At 68.0% G+C, this 23,156-nt stretch carries 24 protein-coding genes; 18 read left to right on the top strand and 6 right to left on the bottom strand.

The window, feature by feature from the left end; all coding sequences use genetic code 11:
* The first annotated feature begins 23 nt into the window (after positions 1-23).
* The 11 genes from glnA (at position 24) to G370_RS0118560 (ending at position 12,271) form a co-directional block, all read left to right on the top strand.
* Positions 24-1,433 carry a type I glutamate--ammonia ligase gene (glnA, locus tag G370_RS0118615; protein ID WP_019661939.1) on the top strand — a complete coding sequence of 470 codons (1,410 nt, stop codon included), beginning with the start codon at positions 24-26 and terminating at the stop codon, positions 1,431-1,433.
* A gap of 346 nt (positions 1,434-1,779) precedes the next feature.
* Positions 1,780-2,118, top strand: coding sequence for a P-II family nitrogen regulator (locus tag G370_RS0118605; protein ID WP_004134334.1), 339 nt, complete (start codon positions 1,780-1,782; stop codon positions 2,116-2,118).
* Between the two features lie 22 nt (positions 2,119-2,140).
* Positions 2,141-3,577: an ammonium transporter gene (gene amt, locus G370_RS0118600; RefSeq protein WP_019661937.1), complete on the top strand. Its 1,437-nt coding sequence runs from the start codon at positions 2,141-2,143 to the stop codon at positions 3,575-3,577.
* Positions 3,578-3,797: 220 nt separating this feature from the next.
* Complete coding sequence (locus G370_RS0118595; RefSeq protein WP_019661936.1) at positions 3,798-4,544, top strand: N-acetylmuramoyl-L-alanine amidase; 747 nt, start codon at positions 3,798-3,800, stop codon at positions 4,542-4,544.
* A 67-nt stretch (positions 4,545-4,611) separates the two neighbouring features.
* A complete protein-coding gene (gene mltA / locus G370_RS0118590) occupies positions 4,612-5,787 on the top strand; it encodes a murein transglycosylase A (protein WP_026347252.1) in 1,176 nt (391 codons plus the stop codon).
* 84 nt (positions 5,788-5,871) lie between these two features.
* Positions 5,872-6,186, top strand: coding sequence for a hypothetical protein (locus G370_RS0118585; RefSeq protein WP_019661934.1), 315 nt, complete (start codon positions 5,872-5,874; stop codon positions 6,184-6,186).
* A 103-nt stretch (positions 6,187-6,289) separates the two neighbouring features.
* A complete protein-coding gene (locus G370_RS0118580) occupies positions 6,290-8,332 on the top strand; it encodes a TonB-dependent receptor (RefSeq protein WP_032955522.1) in 2,043 nt (680 codons plus the stop codon).
* A gap of 114 nt (positions 8,333-8,446) precedes the next feature.
* Positions 8,447-9,508, top strand: a complete 1,062-nt coding sequence (locus tag G370_RS0118575; protein WP_019661932.1) for a two-component system sensor histidine kinase NtrB — start codon at positions 8,447-8,449, stop codon at positions 9,506-9,508.
* Positions 9,501-10,949 (top strand): nitrogen regulation protein NR(I), encoded by a 1,449-nt coding sequence (gene ntrC, locus G370_RS0118570; protein WP_019661931.1) that lies wholly within the window; start codon positions 9,501-9,503, stop codon positions 10,947-10,949. Before G370_RS0118575 ends, ntrC begins: the two co-directional genes overlap by 8 nt.
* Before the next feature lie 93 nt (positions 10,950-11,042).
* Positions 11,043-11,612 (top strand): superoxide dismutase family protein, encoded by a 570-nt coding sequence (locus G370_RS0118565; RefSeq protein WP_019661930.1) that lies wholly within the window; start codon positions 11,043-11,045, stop codon positions 11,610-11,612.
* A gap of 32 nt (positions 11,613-11,644) precedes the next feature.
* Entirely contained in the window at positions 11,645-12,271 is a 627-nt protein-coding gene (locus tag G370_RS0118560) for a superoxide dismutase family protein (RefSeq protein ID WP_019661929.1), read from the top strand.
* Positions 12,272-12,484: 213 nt separating this feature from the next.
* On the opposite strand, the gene G370_RS0118555 is transcribed toward G370_RS0118560, so the two are convergent.
* On the bottom strand, positions 12,485-13,372 hold the full coding sequence (locus G370_RS0118555; protein WP_019661928.1) for a hypothetical protein: 888 nt from the start codon (positions 13,370-13,372) through the stop codon (positions 12,485-12,487).
* Between the two features lie 93 nt (positions 13,373-13,465).
* On the opposite strand from G370_RS0118555, the gene G370_RS0118550 reads away from it, so the two are divergent.
* The gene (locus G370_RS0118550; protein WP_026347250.1) at positions 13,466-14,761 is read left to right on the top strand and encodes an acetyl-CoA C-acetyltransferase; all 1,296 of its coding nucleotides are present in this window, start codon (positions 13,466-13,468) and stop codon (positions 14,759-14,761) included.
* Positions 14,762-14,854: 93 nt separating this feature from the next.
* Here G370_RS0118550 and G370_RS0118545 read toward each other — a convergent pair whose 3' ends face one another.
* The 3 genes from G370_RS0118545 to G370_RS0118535 form a co-directional block, all read right to left on the bottom strand.
* Positions 14,855-16,150, bottom strand: a complete 1,296-nt coding sequence (locus G370_RS0118545) for a heme biosynthesis HemY N-terminal domain-containing protein (protein WP_019661926.1) — start codon at positions 16,148-16,150, stop codon at positions 14,855-14,857.
* A gap of 6 nt (positions 16,151-16,156) precedes the next feature.
* Complete coding sequence (locus G370_RS0118540; RefSeq protein ID WP_019661925.1) at positions 16,157-17,134, bottom strand: uroporphyrinogen-III C-methyltransferase; 978 nt, start codon at positions 17,132-17,134, stop codon at positions 16,157-16,159.
* A gap of 104 nt (positions 17,135-17,238) precedes the next feature.
* Entirely contained in the window at positions 17,239-18,048 is an 810-nt protein-coding gene (locus tag G370_RS0118535; protein WP_019661924.1) for a uroporphyrinogen-III synthase, read from the bottom strand.
* A gap of 35 nt (positions 18,049-18,083) precedes the next feature.
* Between G370_RS0118535 and G370_RS0118530 the strand changes: the two genes are divergently transcribed.
* The 5 genes from G370_RS0118530 (at position 18,084) to G370_RS0118510 (ending at position 21,168) form a co-directional block, all read left to right on the top strand.
* Positions 18,084-18,551, top strand: a complete 468-nt coding sequence (locus G370_RS0118530; RefSeq protein ID WP_008266702.1) for a YiiD C-terminal domain-containing protein — start codon at positions 18,084-18,086, stop codon at positions 18,549-18,551.
* A gap of 32 nt (positions 18,552-18,583) precedes the next feature.
* Positions 18,584-19,009: a hypothetical protein gene (locus tag G370_RS0118525; RefSeq protein WP_019338209.1), complete on the top strand. Its 426-nt coding sequence runs from the start codon at positions 18,584-18,586 to the stop codon at positions 19,007-19,009.
* 57 nt (positions 19,010-19,066) lie between these two features.
* Positions 19,067-19,504, top strand: a complete 438-nt coding sequence (locus G370_RS0118520; RefSeq protein WP_019661923.1) for a rhodanese-like domain-containing protein — start codon at positions 19,067-19,069, stop codon at positions 19,502-19,504.
* Between the two features lie 99 nt (positions 19,505-19,603).
* Positions 19,604-20,122, top strand: a complete 519-nt coding sequence (secB, locus tag G370_RS0118515; RefSeq protein WP_005407596.1) for a protein-export chaperone SecB — start codon at positions 19,604-19,606, stop codon at positions 20,120-20,122.
* Positions 20,123-20,142: 20 nt separating this feature from the next.
* Positions 20,143-21,168 carry an NAD(P)H-dependent glycerol-3-phosphate dehydrogenase gene (locus G370_RS0118510; protein WP_019661922.1) on the top strand — a complete coding sequence of 342 codons (1,026 nt, stop codon included), beginning with the start codon at positions 20,143-20,145 and terminating at the stop codon, positions 21,166-21,168.
* A gap of 143 nt (positions 21,169-21,311) precedes the next feature.
* On the opposite strand, the gene G370_RS0118505 is transcribed toward G370_RS0118510, so the two are convergent.
* A complete protein-coding gene (locus G370_RS0118505) occupies positions 21,312-21,767 on the bottom strand; it encodes a YybH family protein (protein WP_019661921.1) in 456 nt (151 codons plus the stop codon).
* A 136-nt stretch (positions 21,768-21,903) separates the two neighbouring features.
* Between G370_RS0118505 and G370_RS0118500 the strand changes: the two genes are divergently transcribed.
* Positions 21,904-22,578 carry an Ivy family c-type lysozyme inhibitor gene (locus G370_RS0118500; RefSeq protein WP_019661920.1) on the top strand — a complete coding sequence of 225 codons (675 nt, stop codon included), beginning with the start codon at positions 21,904-21,906 and terminating at the stop codon, positions 22,576-22,578.
* Positions 22,579-22,591: 13 nt separating this feature from the next.
* Here G370_RS0118500 and G370_RS0118495 read toward each other — a convergent pair whose 3' ends face one another.
* A complete protein-coding gene (locus G370_RS0118495) occupies positions 22,592-22,966 on the bottom strand; it encodes a hypothetical protein (protein ID WP_019661919.1) in 375 nt (124 codons plus the stop codon).
* Between the last annotated feature and the right edge of the window lie 190 nt (positions 22,967-23,156).

Below are 23,156 nucleotides of genomic sequence, written 5' to 3'. Positions count from 1 at the left end.
CATCCCCATCCGAGGTCGTACCGATGTCCGTTGAAAACGTTGAGAAGCTGATCAAGGACAACCAGATCGAATTCGTCGATCTGCGTTTCGTGGACATGCGTGGCGTCGAGCAGCACGTCACCTTCCCGGTCAGCATCGTCGAGCCGTCGCTGTTCGAAGAAGGCAAGATGTTCGACGGCAGCTCGATCGCCGGCTGGAAGGGCATCAACGAATCGGACATGGTGCTGCTGCCGGACCCGTCCAGCGCCTACGTCGATCCGTTCTACGCCGATCCGACCCTGGTGATCAGCTGTGACATCCTCGATCCGGCCACCATGCAGGCCTATGGCCGCTGCCCGCGCGGCATCGCCAAGCGTGCCGAGGCCTACCTGAAGTCCTCCGGCATCGCCGAAACCGCGTTCTTCGGCCCGGAGCCGGAATTCTTCATCTTCGACTCGGTCCGTTTCGCCAACGAAATGGGCAACACCTTCTTCAAGGTCGACTCGGAAGAAGCGGCATGGAACAGCGGCGCCAAGTATGACGGCGCCAACAGCGGCTACCGTCCCGGCGTGAAGGGCGGCTACTTCCCGGTTCCGCCGACCGACACCCTGCACGACCTGCGCGCCGAGATGTGCAAGACCCTCGAACAGGTCGGCATCGAAGTGGAAGTGCAGCATCACGAAGTGGCCACCGCCGGCCAGTGCGAGATCGGCACCAAGTTCAGCACCCTGGTGCAGAAGGCCGACGAGCTGCTGCGCATGAAGTACGTCATCAAGAACGTCGCGCATCGCAACGGCAAGACTGTCACCTTCATGCCCAAGCCGATCGTCGGTGACAACGGCAGCGGCATGCATGTGCACCAGTCGCTGTCCAAGGGCGGCACCAACCTGTTCTCCGGTGACGGCTACGGTGGCCTGAGCCAGCTGGCGCTGTGGTACATCGGCGGCATCTTCAAGCACGCCAAGGCCATCAATGCCTTCGCCAACTCGGGCACCAACAGCTACAAGCGCCTGGTGCCGGGCTTCGAAGCGCCGGTGATGCTGGCCTACTCGGCCCGCAACCGTTCGGCCTCGTGCCGCATTCCGTGGGTGTCCAATCCGAAGGCGCGCCGCATCGAAATGCGCTTCCCCGACCCGATCCAGTCCGGCTACCTGACCTTCACCGCGCTGATGATGGCCGGCCTGGACGGCATCAAGAACCAGATCGACCCGGGCGCACCGAGCGACAAGGACCTGTACGACCTGCCGCCGGAGGAAGAGAAGCTGATCCCGCAGGTCTGCTCCTCGCTGGACCAGGCGCTGGAAGCGCTGGACAAGGACCGCGAGTTCCTGAAGGCCGGTGGCGTGATGAGCGATGACTTCATCGACGGCTACATCGCGCTGAAGATGCAGGAAGTGACCAAGTTCCGCGCGGCCACCCACCCGCTGGAATACCAGCTGTACTACGCCAGCTGACCGGATGCGATGGCGGTGGGCTTCCCCTCCCACCCGCCGCCATCGCTTCCGTTCTCGCGGCTGGGGAGCCGCAAGGCGGCCGCAGGCCCGCCGTTGTAGAGCGGACTGTCAGTCCGCTGCATTGGAACGCGGGCCTTTGGCCCGCTTATCCAGGGGCAAGAGAAAGACCGGATACGCGACCAGGGCCGCCCTCCCTCCCGCGTCGGTCGTGCAAGGAGAGAGGCACGGCCGTCCCGGCCCTGTACGTGTCCGGTGCAACAGCCACGGTCATCATCCTGATGACCCGTGGTTGCCTGATGCCAACGCGCGCTGGCGCGCTGGCCCCATCCACCCTCGGGACATGCGCATGAAACTGATCTCCGCCATCATCCGACCGTTCAAGCTCGACGAGGTCCGCGAGGCCCTGTCCGATGCAGGCGTGTCGGGCATCACCGTGACCGAAGTGAAAGGTTTCGGTCGCCAGAAGGGCCACACCGAGCTGTATCGCGGTGCCGAGTACGTTGTCGACTTCCTGCCCAAGATCAAGATCGAAACCGTCGTCACCGACGAACGTGCCGACGCGGTGATCGAAGCGATCCAGTCGTCTGCCGGCACCGGCAAGATCGGTGACGGCAAGATCTTCGTGACCGCTGTCGAGCAGGTCATCCGCATCCGCACCGGCGAAATCGGCGCCGACGCGCTGTAAGCCCCCTTCCGGAGACTCCCCCATGAAGATGCGCCTTCTCACCGGGTGGCAAGCCCGGTTCCATCTGGTGTGCCTGTTGATGCTGCTCAGCGCGCTGGCCGCTGGTGCCTGGCCGGGCAGCGCCCACGCCCAGGCACAGGTGTCGCCGCTGCCGAGCGAAACCGTGGCGGTCGAGCCGCTGCACGATCCGGCCGCCACCGCCACCGCCGCCGCGCCGGCCGTGGCCGAAGCGGCCGCTGCCTATGATCGTGGCGACGTCGCCTGGATGCTCACCTCCACCCTGCTGGTGCTGTTGATGGTGGTTCCAGGCCTGGCCCTGTTCTATGGCGGCCTGGTGCGTTCGAAGAACGTGCTGTCGGTGCTCAGCCAGATCCTGGTGGTGTTCTCGCTGGTGCTGCTGCTGTGGGTGGCCTATGGCTACAGTGCGGTGTTCAGCGCCGGCAATCCGTTCTTCGGCTCGTTCACCGAATTCGCCTTCCTCAAGGGCTTCACTCCGGACTCGGTGGGCAATACGCCGATCAAGGGCCTGCCGGATTACCTGTTCGTCGCCTTCCAGTCGACCTTCGCCGGCATCACCACCGCGCTGATCGTCGGTGCCTTCGCCGAGCGCATCAAGTTCCGTGCGGTACTGCTGTTCTCGGCACTGTGGTTCACCCTCAGCTACATCCCGATGGCGCACATCGTCTGGGGCGGCGGCTACCTGGGTGAACTGGGCGCGATCGACTTCGCCGGTGGCACCGTGGTCCACATCAATGCGGGCGTGGCCGGCCTGGTCGGCGCGTGGCTCGTCGGCAAGCGCCTGGGCTACGGCCAGACCGCGCTGAAGCCGCACAACGTACCGTTTACCTACATCGGCGCGATGCTGCTGTGGGTAGGCTGGTTCGGCTTCAACGCCGGTTCCGCCGCTGCGGCCGATACGGTGGCCTCGCTGGCCTTCCTCAATACCGTGCTGGCCACCGCCGCCGCCGTGCTCGGCTGGACCCTGGTGGAAGCGATCGGCAAGGGCAAGCCGTCGGCGCTGGGTGCAGCCTCGGGTGCGGTGGCCGGCCTGGTCGGCATCACCCCGGCCTGTGGCACGGTCGGCCCGCTTGGCGCGATCGTGATCGGCTTCGTCGCCGGCGTGATCTGCGTGTGGGGCGTGACCGGCCTCAAGCGCCTGCTGAAGGTGGACGACACCGCCGACGTGTTCGGTGTGCATGGTGTCGGCGGCATCGTCGGCGCGATCCTCACCGGCGTGTTCAGCGCGCAGTCGCTGGGCGGCACCAAGGCCGATCTGGATATCGGCCACCAGGTGTGGGTGCAGGTGGTCAGCGTCGGCCTGACCGTGCTGTGGTCGGCGGTGGTGACCGCGGTCATCCTGCTGCTGGTAAAGGTCGTGGTGGGCCTGCGCGTGACCGAAGAAGCAGAGCGCACTGGCCTGGATGTGACTTCGCACGGCGAGTCTGCCTACGAGGCCTGAGGTAGCGGCGTACTGACGTGGTGGGTGCCGACCGTTGGTCGGCACTTCCCCTGTCCTGGTTCTGGTAGGTGCCAAGCTTGCTTGGCACAGGGTCCGGGTCTGCTCTGGTGGGTGCCGACCGTTGGCTGGCACGGCCGGAGTGGCGCATCCACGCATGGCGTGGATCTACCGAATCTTCTTGTGACATGCACCCTCGCGCCAGATCGCGCACAATCAGGCCATGCCTCCGATCCGCACCACACTGATGCTCTCGGCCTGCCTGTTGCTGGCCGCCTGCGCTTCCACGCCACGGGAAACGCGCAACCCGCTCGCCACCTGGGTGCCTTCGCCCAACCAGAACGCGCGCACGCCGGTCATCATCGTCATCCACCACACCGAGCAGAAATCGGTGCAGCAGAGCCTGCATACGCTGCGTACCGCCAACAGCGGTGGACCGGTCAGCGCGCACTACCTGATCGGCGCCGATGGCCATCGCTACCAGCTCGTCGCCGATGAGCGCCGTGCCTGGCATGCCGGCGCCGGGCGATGGGGCACCATCACCGATCTCAACTCGGCCTCGATCGGCATCGAGCTCGACAACGATGGCCGCAGCCCGTTCAGTGCGGCGCAGATCGAATCGCTGATCGTGCTGCTGCGTGACCTCACCACCCGCCTGAACATCCCGCCGCGCCAGGTGATCGCCCACGCCGACCTGGCACCGACGCGCAAGCAGGATCCGAGCCGCTTCTTCCCGTGGCAACAGCTGGCCGAGGCCGGCTTCGGCGTGTGGCCGCGCGCGGCCGACGGCGCGGCACCGGAAGGCTTCGACGCGTGGAATGCGCTGGCCCGCTTCGGCTATCCACTGGACAACCGAGAAGCCACCGTCGCCGCCTTCCACCGCCGTTTCCGTGGCCGCGACGACCTGCCCAAGACGCTGGATGCCGAGGACGCCCGCATCCTGCATTCGTTGCTGCTGCAGATGCCGTGACTCCGCGCATGAACGCTTGACCCCGCGCCGGGTTGCCGCCCAGCGGCCGGCCCGCCACCATGGCGGCATGATCGATTCCGCTACCTTCTTCAAGCGCAAGCACTGGACCCTGTTGGCAGCGGCGGTGCTCGCCGGTTGCGCCACCACCGCTCCCCGCACGGGTTCCGAGGCGCCCACGGCGACCTCACCGCCGGCGGCCACCTACGCCAAGGTCGACTGGAAAGCCCTGCCAGCGGTCTCAAACAGCGATTTGCAGGCCGGCTTCGTTGCCTGGCGCAGCAGCTGCACCCGCCTGAAGAACGACGCCGCCTGGGCCAAGCCCTGTGCCACCGCCGCAGCCGTGTCAGACAAGGACCCGGCCGCGATCCGCCAGTTCCTGCAGCGCGACCTCGATGCCTATGCGCTGCGTGCCGGTGGCCGTCAGGCCGACGGATTGATCACCGGTTACTACGAGCCGATCTACCCCGGCAGCCTTACCCGTACCGATAAGGCCACGGTGCCGGTGTACGGCACGCCGGATGATCTGATCGTGGTGCAGCTGGACAGCCTCTACCCGGAACTGAAGGGCAAGCGCCTGCGCGGGCGGGTTGAGGGCAAGGTGCTCAAGCCCTATGACGATGCCGGCACCATCGCCGCCAAAGGCGTAAAGGCGCCGGTGCTGGCCTGGCTGACCGACCCGATGGACCTGCAGCTGCTGCAGATCCAAGGGTCCGGCCGCGTGCGCCTGGCTGATGGCACGCAGGTGCGGCTGGCCTATGCCGAGCAGAACGGCCACCCCTATCGCGCGATCGGTCGCTGGCTGGTGGACCAGGGCCAGCTGAAGAAGGAAGACGTCACCATGGACGCGATCCGCGCCTGGGCCCGGGCCCATCCCGCGCGCGTGCCGGAACTGCTGCGCAGCAACCCCAGCTACGTGTTCTTCGTGCGCACTCCGGACAGCCCGGAAGGTCCGCGTGGTTCACTGAACGTACCGCTCACCGCCGGCTACAGCGTGGCGGTGGATCGCACAGTGGTACCGCTGGGCAGCCTGCTGTGGCTGTCCACCACGCGCCCGGACGGCAGCCCGGTGGTGCGCCCGGTGGCCGCGCAGGACACTGGCGGTGCCATCGCCGGCGAAGTGCGCGCCGACCTGTACTGGGGCAGCGGCGAAGCCGCCGGCAAGCTGGCCGGCGACATGAAGCAGAAGGGCAACATCTGGATGTTGTGGCCGAAGGGCGTGGCGTTGCCAGCGCCGGCCCGCTGAAGCGCCCACCTGCGCGCTGCGAGGTCGGGCGATAATGGCGCCATTCCGCACTTTCCGGCCGCGCCAGCGGCCAGGGCTCCTGCAATGACCTACTCAAAGCACAACGCAAAACCCGGCGCGAAGTCCGCCGCAAAGAAGTACTACAAGCACTGGGCCGAATCGGGCCTGGGCAAGGGCAACGTGCTGATGGAAGCGCGCGGCGAGAAGATCGTGCGGCAGGTGGAAATCTACGGCACCAGGATGGTCTGGGCCGACGAGCATGCCCACAGCGACGACCGCTTCCTGCTGGCCGACCAGCCGGTGTCGTTCCTGGATTTCGACGAGGACGACGAAATCTCCGCGCGTGAATTCGAAGCCGCCTGGAAGAAGGCACGGGAAGCCACCGGCTACCCGGTGTAATCCCCCCGGCTCCCGCCCTTGTAGCGCCGAGCTTTGCTCGACGCTGCAAAAGCGGGCGCGTGAAATGTTATATGATTACATTTCACCGTAACCGCCCTTTCCCATGACTCCCACCCTTTTGGCCGCCTTGGCGGCCGCGCCGTTCGCCCCTGAAGCTTTCGCACAGTCCGCCGATGCCGCGCTCACCCTCGGCAAGGTGCAGGTGCACCAGCACGGCGAAGGCCAGCTCAGTGCGCACCAGGTACTGACTTCGGTGGACGTGCTCGGCGCGGACCAGATCGAAGACCGCAACGTCTCGCACAGCTGGGAGCTGCTGGGGCAGATGCCCGGCATCCAGCTCACCGAAACGCGGCAGGGTGCCGAATCGGGCAAGGTCAGCTTCCGCGCCTTCAACGGCGAGGGCTACCTCAACGCGATCAAGACCCTCATTGACGGCATCCCCAGCAACGTCAACAGCGGCAACCAGCGCTTCATCGACATGCTGTTCCCGCTGGACATCAGCTACATCGAAGTGGTGCGCGGTACCAACGACCCGCGCTACGGCCTGCACAACATCGGCGGCAACGTGAACTTCGGTACGCGCCAGGGCGGCACCTACACCGACGTGCGACTGGCCTATGGCAGCTACAACACCCGAGATGCACAGCTGGCAGTCGGCCGCGAAGCCAATGGCTTCGCGCAGAACTATTTCGTCGGCACCCAGGCCAGCGACGGCTACCGCGATCACGATGCCTCGAAGAAGTATTCGCTGGGCGGCAAGTGGTTCCATGGCTCGCTGGACGACGGCCTGCGCGTGGGCCTGACCGCGCGCGCGTACCACCACGAAGCCGACGAACCCGGCTTCATGACCGCCGAGGAGCTGCGTACGCACCGCCGTGGCAGCGACCTGCGCAACGGCAACGATGGCGATGAACGCGACATGCGCCAGATCGCCGCGCACCTGGACATGAAACTGTCCGACGCGCTCACCTTCGGCACGCGGCTGTACTACAACCGCTACGAAGACGATCGCCGCGTGACCTTCAGCGACCTGCCCACCGGCAACCTGCCGCGCCAGCGCCGCGTGTGGGATGAGCGCCAGACCGGCCTGCTCAGCACGCTCACCTGGCAGGCCAGCCCCGCGCTTACCGTCGAAGGCGGCCTGAACTACGAGCAGCAGGACAACGGCTACCTCCGCGAGCGCTACGCCTACGCCGAACCCACCGATTTCAGCCAGGCACCGGCGCGCGTGCAGAACAACGACCGCCACAGCTTCGACAACTGGGGTGCCTACGTGCAGGCCATCTACCAGCCCGGCGAGGCGTGGAAGATCGTGCCGGCCTACCGTATCGACCGCTTCAGTGGTAGCACGCACCTGATGAGCGGCATCAGCGGCCGCCTGCAGGACTACGGCACGATCGGCCAGCCCAAGCTGAGCATCATCCACAGCCTGGGCCAGACCACCCACGTCTACGCGAACTGGGGCCGCACCTTCCAGGTGCTGACCGGGTCCACCGCACCGGCCTACCTCACCCCGGGACAGGCACCGATGCAGCCGTCCACCAACACCGGCATGGAGCTGGGCCTGAAGTTCCAGCCGTTCGCGGGCGCCCAGGCACGCCTGGCGGTGTGGCAGCAGGATGCAGAGAACGAGGTATCCAACATGCCGGCTACCGGTACGACGGCCACCTTGGGCAAGACCCGCCGGCGCGGCGTGGATGCGCAGTTGAGCCTGCAACTGGGCGACGACTGGACGGTGTGGGCGTCGCACGCCTACCAGGAAGCGAAGATCACCCGCGACGACCGCGATGCCGGCGTTTCCCTGCAGGGACGCGAAGTGGCTGCCACCCCGCGCCACATCAGCAATCTGGGCGTGGATTACCGCGCCGGTGATGCGCTGCGGCTGGGCCTGCAGGCGCGTGCACAGGGCGATTACTACCTGGAAGAGCGCAACGTAGCCGGCAAGTTCGGTGGCTTCGCCGTGCTCGACCTCAGTGCTGCCTACCAGCTCACCCCGCGATTCAGCGTGGACCTGCAGCTGAAGAACGCCACCAATCGCCAGTACGCCTACGCCTGGTACGACAGCTTCTTCTGGGACAGCGCCCGCCCGATGTTTTCGCCGGCCCCGGGACGCAGTGTGTTCGTCGGCCTCAACATGAAGCTGTAACCGGCCACGCATCTGGTAGTGGTCGAGCTCGCTCGACCTGCGGCAGGGGCCGGAGCCCTTTCTGGCGGACCGTGCTCTGACCCCGGCCCCCGCGTTTTGCACTACATTGGTGCAATGTCCGACCCCGCACCCCCGCCGACCCTTGAAGCCCTGGGCACGCCGCTGGCGTGGGCCGGAGCCGATGGCCGCATCGTCGGCTGCAATCCGGCCTTCGGCCGCTGGCTGGGTGTCAGCGGGCGCCGCCTGCTGGGCCAGCCGCTGGCTGCACTGGAAGTGCAGGGCGAAGCGCTGGCCCACTTCCTGGCACGCGATGAGCGCGACAGCCTGCGCCTGAACCGGTTGGCGCTGGCGGTGCCCGGCGAGGCGCCGCGCTTCGCCGAGGGCTGGATGAGCCGCCGCGACGATGGCGGCTGGTTGCTGGAGGCACATCCGGTCGACGAATTCCCTGGGCTGGACCCGACGCAGGCCCTGCCCAGCGCGCTCAGCGCGGCGCTGAAGGGCCTGGCCCACGAGCTGCGCAACCCGCTGGCCGGGTTGAAGGGTGCGGCCCAGCTGCTGGCCCGCCGCGCGGCCCAGCGCGAGGCCAGCGAACGCGAACTGATCGAACTGATCGGCTCGGAGATCGAGCGCCTCAACGGCCTGCTCGACCAGCTGCTGTCGCCGGCCCCGGCCGCACCCCACGCCGAACTGAACATCCATGCCGCGCTGGAACGCGTGCTGCGCCTGGCCGAGAACGAGGCCGGCTGGGCAGTACGCCTGCAGCGCGACTACGACCCCAGCATTCCCGAATTCCGTGGCGACGCCGACCGTCTTACCCAGGCGGTGTGGAACCTGGTGCGAAACGCAATCCAGGCCGGTGCCGGCAGCATCACCCTGCGCACCCGCGTGGAGCATGGCGCGCGCATCGCCGAGCAGCTGCACACGCTGGCGTTGCGCCTGGAAATTGCCGACGACGGCCGTGGTGTACCCGAGGAACTGGCCGAGCACCTGTTCCTGCCGCTGGTCAGTGGCCGCGCCGAAGGCACTGGCCTGGGCCTGGCGCTGGCCCAGCAGGTGGCGCGCGAGCACCGCGGCACGCTGACCTACCGCTCGCGCCCGGGCCATACCGTGTTCACCCTGCTGCTGCCGATTGTCAGTGGCGCCGCCCCGGCCGAGGAGGCCCCGCGCGATGTCTGAGTCTTCTTCGTCCCCGCAGCGCATCTGGGTGGTCGATGACGATCGTGCCGTGCGCTTCGTGCTGTGCACCGCGCTGCGCGAGGCGGGCTACCAGGTCGTCGATTTCGACAGCGCTGCGGCAGCCCTGCAGGCCCTGGGCGAAGGCGCGCCGCCGGCGCTGCTGTTCACCGATGTGCGCATGCCTGGCGACGATGGCCTGGTGCTGCTGGACAAGCTCAAGGCCGCGTTGCCGCAGCTGCCGGTGGTCGTGATGTCGGCCTATACCGATGTGGCCAGCACGGCCGGTGCGTTCCGCGGCGGCGCGCATGAATTCCTGTCCAAGCCGTTCGACCTGGACGATGCCGTGGCGCTGGCGCAGCGCGTGCTGCCGGCGGTGGCGCCGGCACTGGCAGCGCCCACGCCTGCGCCGGAAGCGCATGGCGACCAACCGCCGCAACTGGTGGGTGGGACGCCACCGATGCGCGCGCTGTTCCGCGCCATCGGTCGCCTGGCGCAGGCGCCGCTGGCGGTGCTGATCACCGGCGAGACCGGCACCGGCAAGGAGCTGGTGGCCAATGCACTGCATCGCGAATCGCCGCGCGCGCATGGGCCGTTCGTCGCGCTCAATACTGCTGCCATTCCGTCCGAGCTGCTGGAAAGTGAGCTGTTCGGCCATGAAGCCGGCGCCTTCACCGGCGCGCAGCGCCGCCATACCGGCCGCTTCGAGCAGGCCGATGGCGGCACGCTGTTCCTGGATGAGATCGGCGACATGCCGCTGCCGTTGCAGACCCGGTTGCTGCGCGTGCTCGCGCAGGGCGAGTTCTTCCGTGTCGGTGGCCGCGAACTGATCCGCGTCGATGTGCGCGTGGTTGCCGCCACCCACCAGGATCTGGAAGGGCTGGTCGCGCAGGGGAAGTTCCGCGCGGACCTGCTGCACCGCCTCGACGTGGTGCGCCTGCAGCTGCCGCCGCTGCGCGAGCGCCGTGAAGACATCGCACAACTGGCCAGCACCTTCCTGGCCGCCGCCGCACGCAGGCTGGACACGCCGCCCAAGCGCCTGACCGCCGCCGCACTGCAGGCGCTGCGCGAACACGACTGGCCCGGCAACGTGCGCGAACTGGAAAACGTGTGCTGGCGGATGGCCGCGCTGGCCGCCGCTGACACCATCGGCGTGGCCGACGTCGATACCGCGCTGAACCGTACGCGGGGCGGTCGCGGCAGCATCAGCGGTGCCGATCCAGGCCAGTGGGAAGCGCTGCTGGCCGAATGGGCGCGCCGCCAGCTCGCCGAAGGCGTGGAAGGGCTGCATGCGCAGGTGCGCGAGCGGGTCGATCATGCGCTGCTGGAAGCGGCGCTTCAGATCACCCATGGCCGCCGCGCCGAAGCCGCTGCCCGCTTGGGCCTGGGCCGCAATACCCTTACCCGCAAGCTGGGCGCTGGCCGCCGCCGCGGGGGCCATTGAACGGTCCCTGCACGCGGTCCTCGCGCCTGCTTGCCGAACTGTTGATCGTTCATGGACGATGCAACGCTTAGTGTCACCTGCAAGGAGTCTTCGATGCGTCTGTCCTTTGCCATCCTGCCGTTGTCCGCCGCCGTGCTGCTGTCTGCCTGTGGCAGTACGCCGAAGAAGGCCGAGCCCACCCCGCCGCCGCCGACCGTGGTCAGCGCTGCGAAGCAGGGCGAGGCCAATCTCGCGCCGGCCTCGGCCAGCATTGTCAGTGGCCGCATCGCACTGATGGTGGAGCCCGGCGGCATGCACATCACCGGCCTGGTCGGTGGCCTGCAGCCGATGCAGCAGGCCGGCTTCCACATCCATGAGCGCGGCGACTGCAGTGCGGTGGATGCCAGCAGTGCCGGCAATCATTTCAATCCCGGTGGCGCTGCGCATGGCCGCGCCGGCACCGGCAAGCACCACCTGGGCGACATGGACAACCTGCGTGCCGACGCCCAGGGCCGCGCCAACGTCGATATCCACCTCAAGGGCGTTACCCTTGGCGGAGGCGCCGCCACCGATATCGCCGGACGTGCACTGGTCGTGCATGCCAACGCCGACGACTATCGCAGCCAGCCCGCCGGCAATGCCGGCGTCCGCATCGCCTGTGGCGTGATCCGGGTCGTCCGCTGATCACTGCAGGCATCATCGAGGGAGAGATTCCAATGCGTCTGATCCACACTTCGCTGTTTGCGGCCATCGCCGCGCTGGGCCTGGCGGCCTGTAATCAGCAGCCCGCCACGCCGCAGACTGAAACTCCGCCGGCCGCGCCGGCCGACGGCGCCACCACCGGACCGGCGGCAACTCCGGAACCGGCTGCGGCACCGGCGGCCGATGCTTCGGCAACGGCCGAGCTGGCACCGACCCAGGGCAACGAGACCAAGGGCAGCGTCACCTTCAAGGTGGTTGATGGCAAGGTGCACGTGACCGGCCATGTTACGGGCCTGAAGCCGGGCAGCGAGCACGGTTTCCACATCCACGAGAAGGGCGACTGCAGCGCGCCGGACGGCATGAGTGCCGGCGGCCACTTCAACCCGGGCAAGCAGGACCACGGAAGCGTGGCGGCCGATCCGCACCACGGCGGCGACATGCCCAACATCAAGGCCGACGACAAGGGCGTGGCCACCATCGACGGCCCGGTGTCGAGCAACGTCAACATCGGCAAGGGTGATGACTTCGACATCATCGGCCGCGGCCTGATCGTCCACGCCGACGCGGATGACTACAAGACCCAGCCGACCGGCAACGCCGGCGCGCGCCTGGCGTGTGCGGTGATCCAGAAGGCCCCGTAAGGACGCTTTTGCTGGAAACGGAAAACGCCGGCGCAAGCCGGCGTTTTTCTTTGCATCGCTTCCTGTAGAGCCGAGCCCATGCTCGGCTGCTCTTCGGTGGACCTGAGCCGAGCATGGACTCCGGCGCTACAGCAATACGCACGGCGGTCGCGCCCCGGCGAAACGCAATTGCACGGTAGCGCCGGGCCATGCCCGGCGGTGCGCATCCGCAGATCAGCGCGCCAGCAGCTCGCGCGCGTCCTGCCCGGCCTCGCAGTGCACGAACAGCACCGGCACGCCGTGTGCCTCCAGCACCGCAGCCATCTGCCGCTGGCGCATCAGGAACTGTTCGTAGATGCCCTTCAGGCGGTCGCAATCGTTCTTGCTGTGATTGTAGTGCGCGCACCAACCGGCCGGGTCGAACAGTGCCATGCGTGCTTCGCCGTGCGTATAGCGCAGCAGCGGCTCGGGCGCGGCATTGAGCCACTCGTCCTCGCCCGGCGCCATGATCGCGGTCTCGATCAGCGGCCACAGCGCGGCCAGGCCCTGGTTGTCGTACTGCATCGACATCATCGCGGCCAGATCGTTCACGGTGAAGTAGCGTGCGTGTTCGATCCGCGCACCGAAGCTGTTCTGCGCCATCAGCGCGGTGTCGGCATGCGCCATGCCGTTGGCGAGCAAGGTGTCTTCCAGCGCATGCGCGACCGCGTTGGTGGTGGCCACATCGCTGCCGGTCAGCAGGAACGGCACCACGCGCAGGCCACCGCCAACCAGGCTGGCATCGGCCTGGAACGGCAGCGGCACATCACCCTCGGCATCGGTACCGAAGGCCAGCAGGCGGGGGCCCTGGTTGCGGCCCGGAGCACGCATCTGCAGTTCTTCCAGGCGGCGATGGATCGGCCAGCCCGGGCGCAGCACTTCGGCCGGGTCGAAATGGGCGGCGGCGAACACCAGGTCCAGCTCGGCTACCTGTGGCACCAGCTTGGACAGGTCACGGCCGACGCGTTCGGCCAGTTCACCGGCCTGTTCTGCGCTGAGCACCGCCTGGCGGGGGATTTCACCGCCGGCCAGTTCCAGGGCCAGCACGCCAAGGGCATTCATCGCGGGGTCGGGTTTGCTCATGGTTCCACGGTTGGCCCATCACAGGGCGGCAGCTACACTTGGCTCCATTATGCCTGCTCCGCCGTGCAGGCCATGTTGCAGACACCCTCATCCATGCCAGGTATCTCCATGCCCAACGCTCGTCCCGTCGCCATCCTCGGTGGCGTCCGCATTCCGTTCTGTCGCCAGAACACCGCGTATTCGGATGTCGGCAACCTCGGCATGTCGGTCCGTACGCTGGGTGCGCTGGTCGAACGGTTCGGCCTGCATGGCCAGCAGCTGGGTGAAGTGGCAATGGGTGCGGTGATCAAGCACTCCAGCGACTGGAACCTGGGCCGCGAAGCCACGCTGTCCTCCGGCCTGTCGCCGCTGACCCCGGGCATCACCCTGCAGCGCGCCTGCGGTACCTCGCTGGACAGCATCATCACCGTGGCCAACAAGATCGCGCTGGGCCAGATTGAATCGGGCATCGGTGGTGGTTCGGACACCACCTCCGACGTGCCGATCGTCTACGGCAAGAAGCTGCGTGCACGCCTGCTGGCCGCCAACCGCGCCAAGAGCACCGGCGACAAGATCCGCGCACTCACCGCTGGCTTCAAGTTCTCCGAGCTCAAGCCCGAGTTCCCGGGCGTGGCCGAGCCGCGCACCGGCAAGAGCATGGGCGACCACTGCGAGGACATGGCCAAGGAGTGGAACATCTCGCGCGACTCGCAGGACGAGTGGGCGGTGTCCTCGCACAAGAAGCTGGCTGCCGCCTATGAGCGCGGATTCTTCAACGACCTGATCGCACCGTTCCGTGGCGTCGAGCGTGACAACATCCTGCGCCCGGATACCTCGCTGGAAAAGCTGGCGACGCTGAAGCCGGCGTTCGACAAGGTCTCCGGCCGTGGCACGCTCACCGCCGCCAACTCCACCCCGCTGACCGACGGTGCCGCTGCGGTACTGCTGGCCAGCGAAGAGTGGGCACGCGCGCACGGCCATGAGCCGCAGGCCTATCTGCGCGATGCGCATGTCTCTGCGGTGGACTTCGTGCATGGCGAAGGCCTGCTGATGGCACCGACCGTGGCCGTGCCGGAGATGCTCAAGCGCAATGGCCTGACCCTGCAGGACTTCGACATCTACGAGATCCACGAGGCCTTCGCCGCGCAGGTGCTGTGCACCCTGCGTGCGTGGGAGAGCGAGGATTACTGCCGCAACCGCCTGGGCCTGGATGCACCGCTGGGTCGCATCGACCCGGACAAGATCAACCTGCTGGGTTCGTCGCTGGCCACCGGTCATCCGTTCGCCGCCACCGGCGCACGCGTGATCGCTACCGCCGCCAAGCAGCTGGCCGAACGCGGCGGTGGCCGCGCGCTGGTGTCGATCTGCACCGCCGGCGGCATGGGCGTGGTGGCGATCATCGAACGCTGATCGCTCCGACTACCGGGTTCCACATATGAAAACGCCGCCCGGTGGGCGGCGTTCTTTTTTCTCCGGTGGGTGCCGACCGTTGGTCGGCACGCTTCACGGCAACCGCGGGTTGCCGAATTCGTCGCGCTCTTCGTTGGCGTCATACACCGGGGGCTGGACCGCGATCGGCTGCTCTTCCACCGTGGCACGCAGCGGCGCTTCGCTGCCGCGTACCAGTTCCACGCTGTCCTCGCCGCGCTGCAGGCGCAGCGCATTGGCCAGGCACTGTGCCGCCAGCGCGTGTTCGCCACGCTGCGCGAACAGTTCACCCAGTGCCTCCCACGCCGGGGCACCGGCGCCGGCGGCGATGGCCTCGTGCAGGAACGTATCGGCGGCATCCCACTGCTGCTGGGCCAGGGCCACGCGGCCCTGCGCCAGATGCAGTGCGGCCGAGCCATCATGCACATTGCGCCAGCGCGCCAGGTTGGCCTGGCGGGTGGCCAGGCGCTCGGCCGGCAGGCGGCCGTACAGCGCCACCAGTTCGTCGTCCCAGCGCTGGTCCAGCGCCTGTTCCAGCGCCAGCAGCGCCGGCTCATCCCAGTTCAGGGCCACCGCGCGGCTGGCATAGGCGCCCACCACGTCCGGGGTCGGCCGCAGCGCCTTCGGCGTGGCTTCCCACTGTGCGGCCAATGCGTTGACGTCGGCCGCTTCCAGCAGCGCCTGTGCGGCCAGGCGGGCTTCCAGTTCGCTGTTTGATTCGGCCGGCAGTACCTTGCTCTGGCGCAGCGCACCCAGCTGGCCATAGGCCTCGTGTGCGCGGCCGGCACGCGCCAGCGCTTCGGTACGCAGCCACAGGCCGCGCGGCGGCAGCGGCTGGATCGCGGCTACGTCCAATGCGTTGATCGCATCCACCGGCAGGTCGCGCGCCAACAGCTGTTCGGCGCGCAGCAGCGCCTGCAGCGTGGCATCGCTTTCGCCCAGGCGCTGCAGCAGTGCTTCACCGGCGGGGCCGTCGGCGCGCGCCTGTGCGCTGCGCACCGCATTGGCCAGCGCCACCGCGCTCACCTCCGGGTCCTTGGCCGCACCGTCCAGCAGTTTCTCGGCACGCTGCCACTGGCCATGCTCGTAGGCCTGCAGGCCGTCGATCAGGCGCACCCTGCCCTGCTTGCGGCGGTAGCGGCCCCAGGCACGGAACGGTGCAGCGATCAGGCTCCACAGCAGCCACAGCACCAGGACCGTGATCACCGCCAGCAGCGCTACCTTCGGCAGGTTGCTGTGATAGTCGTAGCCGCCGTAGCGCAGGGTCACCTCGCCGAAGCGGTTCAGGTCATCGGCGCCGAGCCATTGCGCGGCGACCACGCCGATGGCCACGGCCAGCAACAGCACGACCAGGGATTGCAGGGGTTTCATGCGGGCTTACCTCCGGTCGGTCTGGGTGCGCAGTTGTTGCAGGGTGCTGCCAAGGACAGCGTCGTTGGCCTGCAGGGGAAGTTCGCGCAAGGCCTTCAGTTCAGCACGTTGCGCGCGCAGGGCCGGTGAATCCGGCCAGCGTCGCTGTGCCCAGTGTTCCACCCGGTCCAGGGCGGAGTTGCGGCCCGCGCGGTCGCCACGCTCGATGGCGGCACGTGCCAGCGTCAGTTCCAGCTGCAGTGCATCGTCGGCGTTGCGCTGTTCGGCGGCCGTCAGTGGGCCGTTCTGGCGGCTGGGGGTGATGTCCACGAACGGGGCCAGGGCGGCCTGCCACCACGGCTTGGCAGCGTTGCCGCCGGTCGTGCCGGTGATCTGTGACGGTAGGCCCTGCAGCGCCCGGGCCACAGCATCCAGACGCTGCAGCGACTGCACGCGCGGGCCGCTGCCGAGCGCGTCCAGTGCCTCGCGCTCCTGCACCAGCGCCTGGCGCAGGTTCAGGCCATCAGCGTCGGGCAGTTCGGCCAGTGCGGTGGCCGCCTGTGCGTACAGGCGGCGTGCGCCCTCCACGTCGTCGGCATAATTCAGCCGTTGCGCCGCCTGGGTCAGCAGCAGTTCGGCCTCATCGCGCTGTACGGCCTGGCGGCCCTGGTTGGCGCTGTCGGCCAGCTTGGCCAGGTTCTCTTCCAGCAACCCGCTGCGCTGGGAGAGGCCCAGCATCTCGTCGCGCAGCACGCGGTTGGTGGTGGCCGCGTCCTGCAGGCGCTGGCTGGTTGCGCGCTGGTCACGACGCAGCGCATCCAGCGTGGCCTCCAGGCCCTTCAGCTGGACGGCCGTGGTCTGTGCCTGCGCTTCCTGCTCATGCTGTTGCTGCTGCCAGACGTACCAGCCGGCATAGCCGCCCGCGCCAAGCACGACCGCAGCGGCCAGCGGCAGCAACCAGCGCACGGGTCTACGGGGCGGGGAAACGGGCGGAGTCTCGTTCATGGGGCTTCCTTGTCGGCAACGTCGCCGGTCAGGGTCCGGCAGGCCGCATGGTGCACAGCATCACTGTTGCCGACCACAGCGGCAAGCGTGATCCACGTCCCTGTTCAGTTCGCTGCCGGGACGGTGAGCGTGGCGTGTGCAGCGGCCACCAGCTGCGCAGCAGTGGGGCCGGCGCTGCGTGAGATGTGCCGCAGGCCGAGCGACCGCGCCTGTTCGCCGAGGCGGTCGCTGGCAACCACCACGCGGGCAGACGCCCGCAGGCGCTGCTGCCAAGTCGGCGGAAGCTGCTGCCAGAAATGCAGCAGCGCCTCGCCACTGCTGACCGCCAGCACCCACGGCTGCGCTGAATGCGCCAATCGCGCCAGCGTGCGGGGCGAAAGGCGCAGCAGGCGACGCTGGTAGACATCGGCACGTTCGATCGCGGCGCCGGCGGCCTGCAGGTGTGCAGCAATCAGGCCGCGTCCGCCGGGCGCGGTGACCAGTCCGATGCGCAGGCCGCGGACGTCCGCCAGCACCGGCAGCGCCAGCAGCCCCTCGCTGTCCATCCGCTGCGGCGCATGCACCCCGGCGACGCCGTGCTCCCGCAGCGCGCGCGCGGTGCCTTCGCCCACGGTCAGCCACGGGCTGCGTTGCGCCTTGGCCAGCGGCAGCAGGGTGGCGGCCGCGGTAACCGCGGCCGGGCTGGTGAACACCACCCGGTCGCAGTTCAGCGCGCGTTGCAGCTGACGCACCACTGGCATGCCGTTCAAGCGCTGCAGGCGCCAGGGCGGCAGGGCCACCACATGCCCGCCCAGCCCAGCAACGGCGCGGCGCAGCGCGGAATTCTGGCCCTGCGGTCGCAGCGAAATGAAGGTCCAGCGCGGCTCGGAACCGGCGGCGCCAGTGGGTATCGTATGGTCGGCCATTGCCTGCATTATGCGGGCCCTTCGTTGTCGTGGTCGCTGCTCCGATGTCCGTTGATGCTCTGACTTCCTCGCTGGCCGCCCTGCAGGACGTGCTGGACTGCATGCCGGCGGTGCGCGCCATGCAGATCCAGCTCGATGGCTATGCCGATGGCGTGCTGCGCATCACCGCGCCGCTGGCCGCCAACGTCAACGACAAGGGCAACGCCTTCGGTGGCAGCCTGGCCTCGGTGCTGACCCTGTCCGGCTGGGCACTGGTCAGCCTGCGCCTGCGCCTGGCCGGCCACGATGCCGAGGTCTACGTGGCCGACAGCAACCTGCGCTACCTGGCCCCGGTCTACGAAGACCTGCATGCCCATGCCGAAGCGGCCGAAGCCAGCGGCTGGGATGCCTTCCTGAATACCTTCCGCCAGCGCCGCAAGGCCCGCATCAGCATCATCGCCACCCAGCCCGGCGCCGATGGCAAGCCGGCCGCCGAGTTCAGCGGTCGCTTCGTTGCCTTCGCCAAAGGGTAGGATGGCAGGCTGACGTCCTGGGGAAACCACCGATGCGCCGCCTCATCCAGTTCCTGATGTGTTCCCTGCTGCTGGTCAGCGCCGTGGCTTCGGCCGACGACCTCAGCCGCAAGCAGCGCAAGCTGCTGGAAGAGACCCAGATCGCCTACGGCGCCACCATCCGCTGGGGCAGCATGGACGATGCGATCGGCTATCTGGACCCCAAGCTGCGCAAGGAAAAGCCGCCCACCGAGTTCGAGCTCAACCGCTACGCGCAGCTGCGCGTGTCGTCCTACCGCGAGCGCAGCAGCGCCTCGCTGGACGGTGGCCTGGTCGAGCGCCGGGTCGAAATCGGGGTGATCAACCAGAACACCCAGGCCGAACGCACCGTGGTGGTGGTCGAGCGCTGGCGCTGGGATGCAGAGGCCAAGCGCTGGTGGCAGACGGCCGGCCTGCCGGACCTGTGGAAGGGGCAGTGACGGGCCGCGTCCGGCTTGTGCGACAATCGGCGCCCGCTTAATCGACCCGTGACCTGAGTGAATTACGAAGAGTTGCTGGCCTTTGCAGGCCGAAACCCGATGCTGTCCGCGGCCCTGGTCGGCCTGACCGTGGCCATCATCGTCACCGAGATCCGCCGCCTGTTCCGGGGCTTCAAGGGCATCAAGCCCGCCGAACTGACCCAGCTGATCAACGCGGGCGGCACGGTGGTGGTCGACCTGTCGGCCAGCGGTGACTTCGAGAAGGGCCACATTGCCGGCAGCCGCAACGCCCAGGCCAGTGCCTTCGGCCCGGACAACAAGCTGGTGGCCAACGCCAGGCAGTCGCCGGTGGTGCTGGTGTGCCGCAGCGGCAACGCTTCGGAAACCGCCGCCAAGGCGCTGAAGAAGGCCGGTTTCGAGAAGGTCTACGTGCTCGACGGCGGCATTCCCGCCTGGCAGCAGGCCGAGCTGCCGCTGGTCAAGGGCCGCAACTGATTGCCGCAGGTGGCGGATCCGGCCTTGTATGGGCCTGATCCCGCCCCCATCGCAGTAGTTCGACCATCGTTTTCATTGCATTCATTGGAGTTACTGGAAATGTCCGAAGAGATCACCAACGGCGCCGCTGCGCCGGTCGATGCCGCCACCGGCCCCGCTTTCACCGTCGAGAAGATCTACGTCAAGGACGTCTCCTTCGAGTCGCCGAACGCTCCGACCATCTTCAATGACCAGGTGCAGCCGGAGCTGCAGCTGAACCTGAACCAGCAGGTGCAGCGCCTGGGTGAGAACGCCTTCGAAGTCGTGCTGGCCGTGACCCTGACCTGCCAGGCCGGTGAGCGCACCGCCTACGTGGCCGAAGTGAAGCAGGCCGGCGTGTTCGGCCTGGTCGGCCTGGACCCGCAGTCGATCGACGTGCTGCTCGGCACCCAGTGCCCGAACATCCTGTTCCCGTACGTGCGCCAGCTGATCAGCGACCTGATCCAGGCCGGCGGCTTCCCGCCGTTCTTCCTGCAGCCGATCAACTTCGAAGGCCTGTACGCAGAAACCCTGCGCCAGCGCCAGGAGCAGGGCGACGCACCGTCGCTGGCTGACTCCGAGCCGGCCGGCAACGCCTGATTCCTGCCGCGACGTCACGGATGAGCACTCCCGCTGACAAGATCGCCGTGCTGGGCGCCGGTTCCTGGGGAACCGCGCTGGCCAGCCTGCTCGCACGGCACGGTCACCCGACCGTGCTGTGGGGGCGCGATGCTGCCGTGGTCGACGCCATCGACCAGCGCCACGAGAACCCGCGTTACCTGCCGGGCATCCCGCTGCCGGACAGCCTGCGTGCCACTACCGACCTGGCGTCGGCGGTGGAGGGCGCGGCCTGGATCCTGGTGGTGACCCCGTCGCACGCCTTCGGTGAAACCGTGCGTGCGCTGGCGCCGCTGCGCCCGGCCGGTGCCGGCGTGGCCTGGGCCACCAAGGGCTTCGAGCCCGGTTCGGGCCGCTTCCTGCATGAAGTAGCGCGCGAAGTGCTGGGTGAGGACGTGCCGCTGGCCGTGGTCACCGGCCCGTCGTTCGCCAAGGAAGTGACCCAGGGCCTGCCGACCGCGATCACCGTGCACGGCGACGTGCCCGAGTTCGCGCAGACGGTGGCCGAAGCGATGCATGGCCCAGCGTTCCGCGCCTACACCGGCGACGACATGGTCGGTGCCGAGCTGGGCGGCGCGATGAAGAACGTGCTGGCGGTGGCCACCGGCGTGGCCGATGGCATGCAGCTGGGCCTTAACGCCCGTGCCGGCCTGATCACCCGCGGCCTCAACGAAATGCTGCGCCTGGCCGCTGCGATCGGCGCCAAGCCGGAAACGCTGATGGGCCTGGCCGGCCTGGGCGATCTGGTGCTGACCTGCACCGGCGACCTGTCGCGCAACCGCCGCCTGGGCCTGGCCCTGGGCCGTGGTCAGACGCTGCAGGATGCTGTTCGCGAAATCGGCCAGGTGGTCGAGTCGGTGCAGACTGCCGACGAAGTGATGCGACAGGCACGCCGCCATGGCATCGACCTGCCGATCTCCGACGGTGTGCGTGCCGTGCTGCATGGCGAGCAGACCCCGGAAGAAGGCTTGCGCGCACTGCTGGCGCGGGAACAGAAACCGGAGTATCCGGACACGCTGTTCAAGTGAATCGAAAAACCCCGGCCAGGTGCCGGGGTTTTTTCTTGTGCGCCTCATCCACGCATGGCGTGGATCCAGGACGGAACCCGCTTCTGGTAGCGGCCAACCTTGGTTGGCGCCCAGTAGCGCCGGGCCATGCCCTGCGGAATCCCTCACCGCGCCCGCGGCGGCGCGTTGCTGTTGTCCATGTCCGAAAAGATCAGCCACGGCCCATCACGCTCACGCTTCAGCGTGAGCGTGAACTTGCCGGTATCGCCCACGTTGTTGCCGTAGCTGTACGCACCGATGATGTAACCCGTGTTCCCTTCCACCGCATACGCCAAGGCACGCAACCGCAACGGACTGCCGCCCTGTCCGGCATATGCAGCCTCGATCGCAGTGCGCCCGCGCACGGGTGGCTGGTTGCTCTGCAGCACAAAGCCATCCTCGGCGAAGAGCGCAGCCAGTGCCCTGGCATCACCCCCGCGCCACGCCTGCTCGTAGTTGCGCAGCACACGGTCCAGCGGTGCGGGCAGGGCTGCGTCCGGGAGAGGCTGCGCAGGCTTCGCGTTTTCTGCATCGTGGGCAATTGCCGGCAATGCCAGCAGCAGGGCACTGCAGAAGATCATGGCGAGTCGTGTGCGGCGCATGCGTCCAGGCCCTGGCGATGATGGGAAGGCTTCAGACGCATCCTAGCGCGCCGCTGGTTAGAATCACGCGGCCGCCGATTCGGTGGATGCAGCGCAGATCAGACAAGGACACGCGATGAAGATGCGAATCACAGGGATGGCGATGATGGCCGCGCTGCTGGCAGCCTGCGGACAGGCACCGGAGAAGACTGGCGAGGCCGCGCCTGATGCGGCGCCAGCACCAACCACCGAAGCTCCGGCCGCCACGGCCACGGTGGTCGAGAAGGAACCGTCAATCGAAGACAGCGTGGACCCCGCGGTGTGGGACAGCGAGGGCGAACCGGAAGACCCGGGCGCCGGCGGCGAACTGACCTGCGCGGACAATCCGCTGGCGACCCACTTCTTCACCCTGGTCGGCGGCAGTACCGTGGACGACTGCGGCCGCAAGGACCCGAAGGTGCTGGCCGCGTTCGATGCGCTGATGAAGGGCACGCAGGACGCCGAATCCACTGACAAGGATATGCCGTCGCTGCGCAAGCGCCTGTTGAGCGGACCCAGCGGCCCTGGCGAGCTGGTAGTGCTGCAGGGCGAGCCGTGGTGGTTCTACACCGCCTGCCAGGCCCACGACTGCCCCGGCACCGCGTTGGCGATGCTGTACTCACCCACGCAGGCGAAGATGGTCGGCCGTCTTACCGCGCGCTGCCGTGTGTGGTGGCTGGGCGAGCCGACGGCGGAACAGCGTGAGCAGATCGAACAGCGCCAGCCACTGCAGGATGCCGCGTTGAAGGAAGACAGCGCGCTCTGCGAGTGATGTGGCGCCGGCGTCACCCGTCCGGCTGCATGCGCGCGCTGGCCTGTGCGTTCATCGTCAGGCACGCCATGATCAGCCCTTCCATCACCCGGTCGCCCACGTACTCGGCCTCCGTGCCGTTCTGGCGCACGCGTTCGGCCGCCAGCAGCAGCTCCAGCGTCACACGCTGGCCGGCCAGTGCGCAGTCCGCATCGGCCAGCGCCATGCAACGGCCCGGCATCTGGTGACGCTCCGGCCAGGGTTGGCCATCGGCGGCCGCGCCTTTGCCGATGCGGTGAAGCGTGGCGATGAAGGCGTTCGGGGCGGTCGCAGCCGCGTGCTCTGAGGGCTCACCGCCAGTGGCGGACGAGCGATGCGGATGCAGGCGGGGGAAGTCCGGTGAGGTCATGGCAGTGCTCCGTGCAGGACAGACGGTAGCCGCCACGCAAAGGTGGCGGGCGGAGACGTGGCTCGAAAACCGGGAGATCACGAACAAGACCGGCAGGCGCAAGGCCTCCACGCTCCGCCCGCCATAGCCGGCAGACGGAATGCCAGCCGGCGCCACGCGGGGTGACGCCGGCTGGCAAGCGCAAACAACG

The organism is Stenotrophomonas hibiscicola ATCC 19867, from assembly GCF_000382065.1.
Classification (GTDB): Bacteria; Pseudomonadota; Gammaproteobacteria; order Xanthomonadales; family Xanthomonadaceae; genus Stenotrophomonas; species Stenotrophomonas hibiscicola.
Note: the sequence above shows the minus strand (reverse complement) of the source record. Positions and strands in the feature narration are given on the sequence as shown.

Coding starts and splice junctions, on each gene's coding strand:
- G370_RS0118545 (WP_019661926.1), bottom strand. CDS start 16,150: ATGAAACCCCTGCAATCCCTGGTCGTGCTGTTGCTGGCCGTGGCCATC.
- G370_RS0118550 (WP_026347250.1), top strand. CDS start 13,466: ATGCCAGGTATCTCCATGCCCAACGCTCGTCCCGTCGCCATCCTCGGT.
- G370_RS0118530 (WP_008266702.1), top strand. CDS start 18,084: ATGTCCGTTGATGCTCTGACTTCCTCGCTGGCCGCCCTGCAGGACGTG.
- G370_RS0118505 (WP_019661921.1), bottom strand. CDS start 21,767: ATGATCTTCTGCAGTGCCCTGCTGCTGGCATTGCCGGCAATTGCCCAC.
- G370_RS0118560 (WP_019661929.1), top strand. CDS start 11,645: ATGCGTCTGATCCACACTTCGCTGTTTGCGGCCATCGCCGCGCTGGGC.
- G370_RS0118540 (WP_019661925.1), bottom strand. CDS start 17,134: ATGAACGAGACTCCGCCCGTTTCCCCGCCCCGTAGACCCGTGCGCTGG.
- G370_RS0118605 (WP_004134334.1), top strand. CDS start 1,780: ATGAAACTGATCTCCGCCATCATCCGACCGTTCAAGCTCGACGAGGTC.
- G370_RS0118595 (WP_019661936.1), top strand. CDS start 3,798: ATGCCTCCGATCCGCACCACACTGATGCTCTCGGCCTGCCTGTTGCTG.
- glnA (WP_019661939.1), top strand. CDS start 24: ATGTCCGTTGAAAACGTTGAGAAGCTGATCAAGGACAACCAGATCGAA.
- ntrC (WP_019661931.1), top strand. CDS start 9,501: ATGTCTGAGTCTTCTTCGTCCCCGCAGCGCATCTGGGTGGTCGATGAC.
- G370_RS0118555 (WP_019661928.1), bottom strand. CDS start 13,372: ATGAGCAAACCCGACCCCGCGATGAATGCCCTTGGCGTGCTGGCCCTG.
- G370_RS0118495 (WP_019661919.1), bottom strand. CDS start 22,966: ATGACCTCACCGGACTTCCCCCGCCTGCATCCGCATCGCTCGTCCGCC.
- mltA (WP_026347252.1), top strand. CDS start 4,612: ATGATCGATTCCGCTACCTTCTTCAAGCGCAAGCACTGGACCCTGTTG.
- G370_RS0118585 (WP_019661934.1), top strand. CDS start 5,872: ATGACCTACTCAAAGCACAACGCAAAACCCGGCGCGAAGTCCGCCGCA.
- G370_RS0118525 (WP_019338209.1), top strand. CDS start 18,584: ATGCGCCGCCTCATCCAGTTCCTGATGTGTTCCCTGCTGCTGGTCAGC.
- G370_RS0118580 (WP_032955522.1), top strand. CDS start 6,290: ATGACTCCCACCCTTTTGGCCGCCTTGGCGGCCGCGCCGTTCGCCCCT.
- G370_RS0118510 (WP_019661922.1), top strand. CDS start 20,143: ATGAGCACTCCCGCTGACAAGATCGCCGTGCTGGGCGCCGGTTCCTGG.
- G370_RS0118575 (WP_019661932.1), top strand. CDS start 8,447: ATGTCCGACCCCGCACCCCCGCCGACCCTTGAAGCCCTGGGCACGCCG.
- secB (WP_005407596.1), top strand. CDS start 19,604: ATGTCCGAAGAGATCACCAACGGCGCCGCTGCGCCGGTCGATGCCGCC.
- G370_RS0118535 (WP_019661924.1), bottom strand. CDS start 18,048: ATGCAGGCAATGGCCGACCATACGATACCCACTGGCGCCGCCGGTTCC.
- G370_RS0118500 (WP_019661920.1), top strand. CDS start 21,904: ATGAAGATGCGAATCACAGGGATGGCGATGATGGCCGCGCTGCTGGCA.
- amt (WP_019661937.1), top strand. CDS start 2,141: ATGAAGATGCGCCTTCTCACCGGGTGGCAAGCCCGGTTCCATCTGGTG.
- G370_RS0118565 (WP_019661930.1), top strand. CDS start 11,043: ATGCGTCTGTCCTTTGCCATCCTGCCGTTGTCCGCCGCCGTGCTGCTG.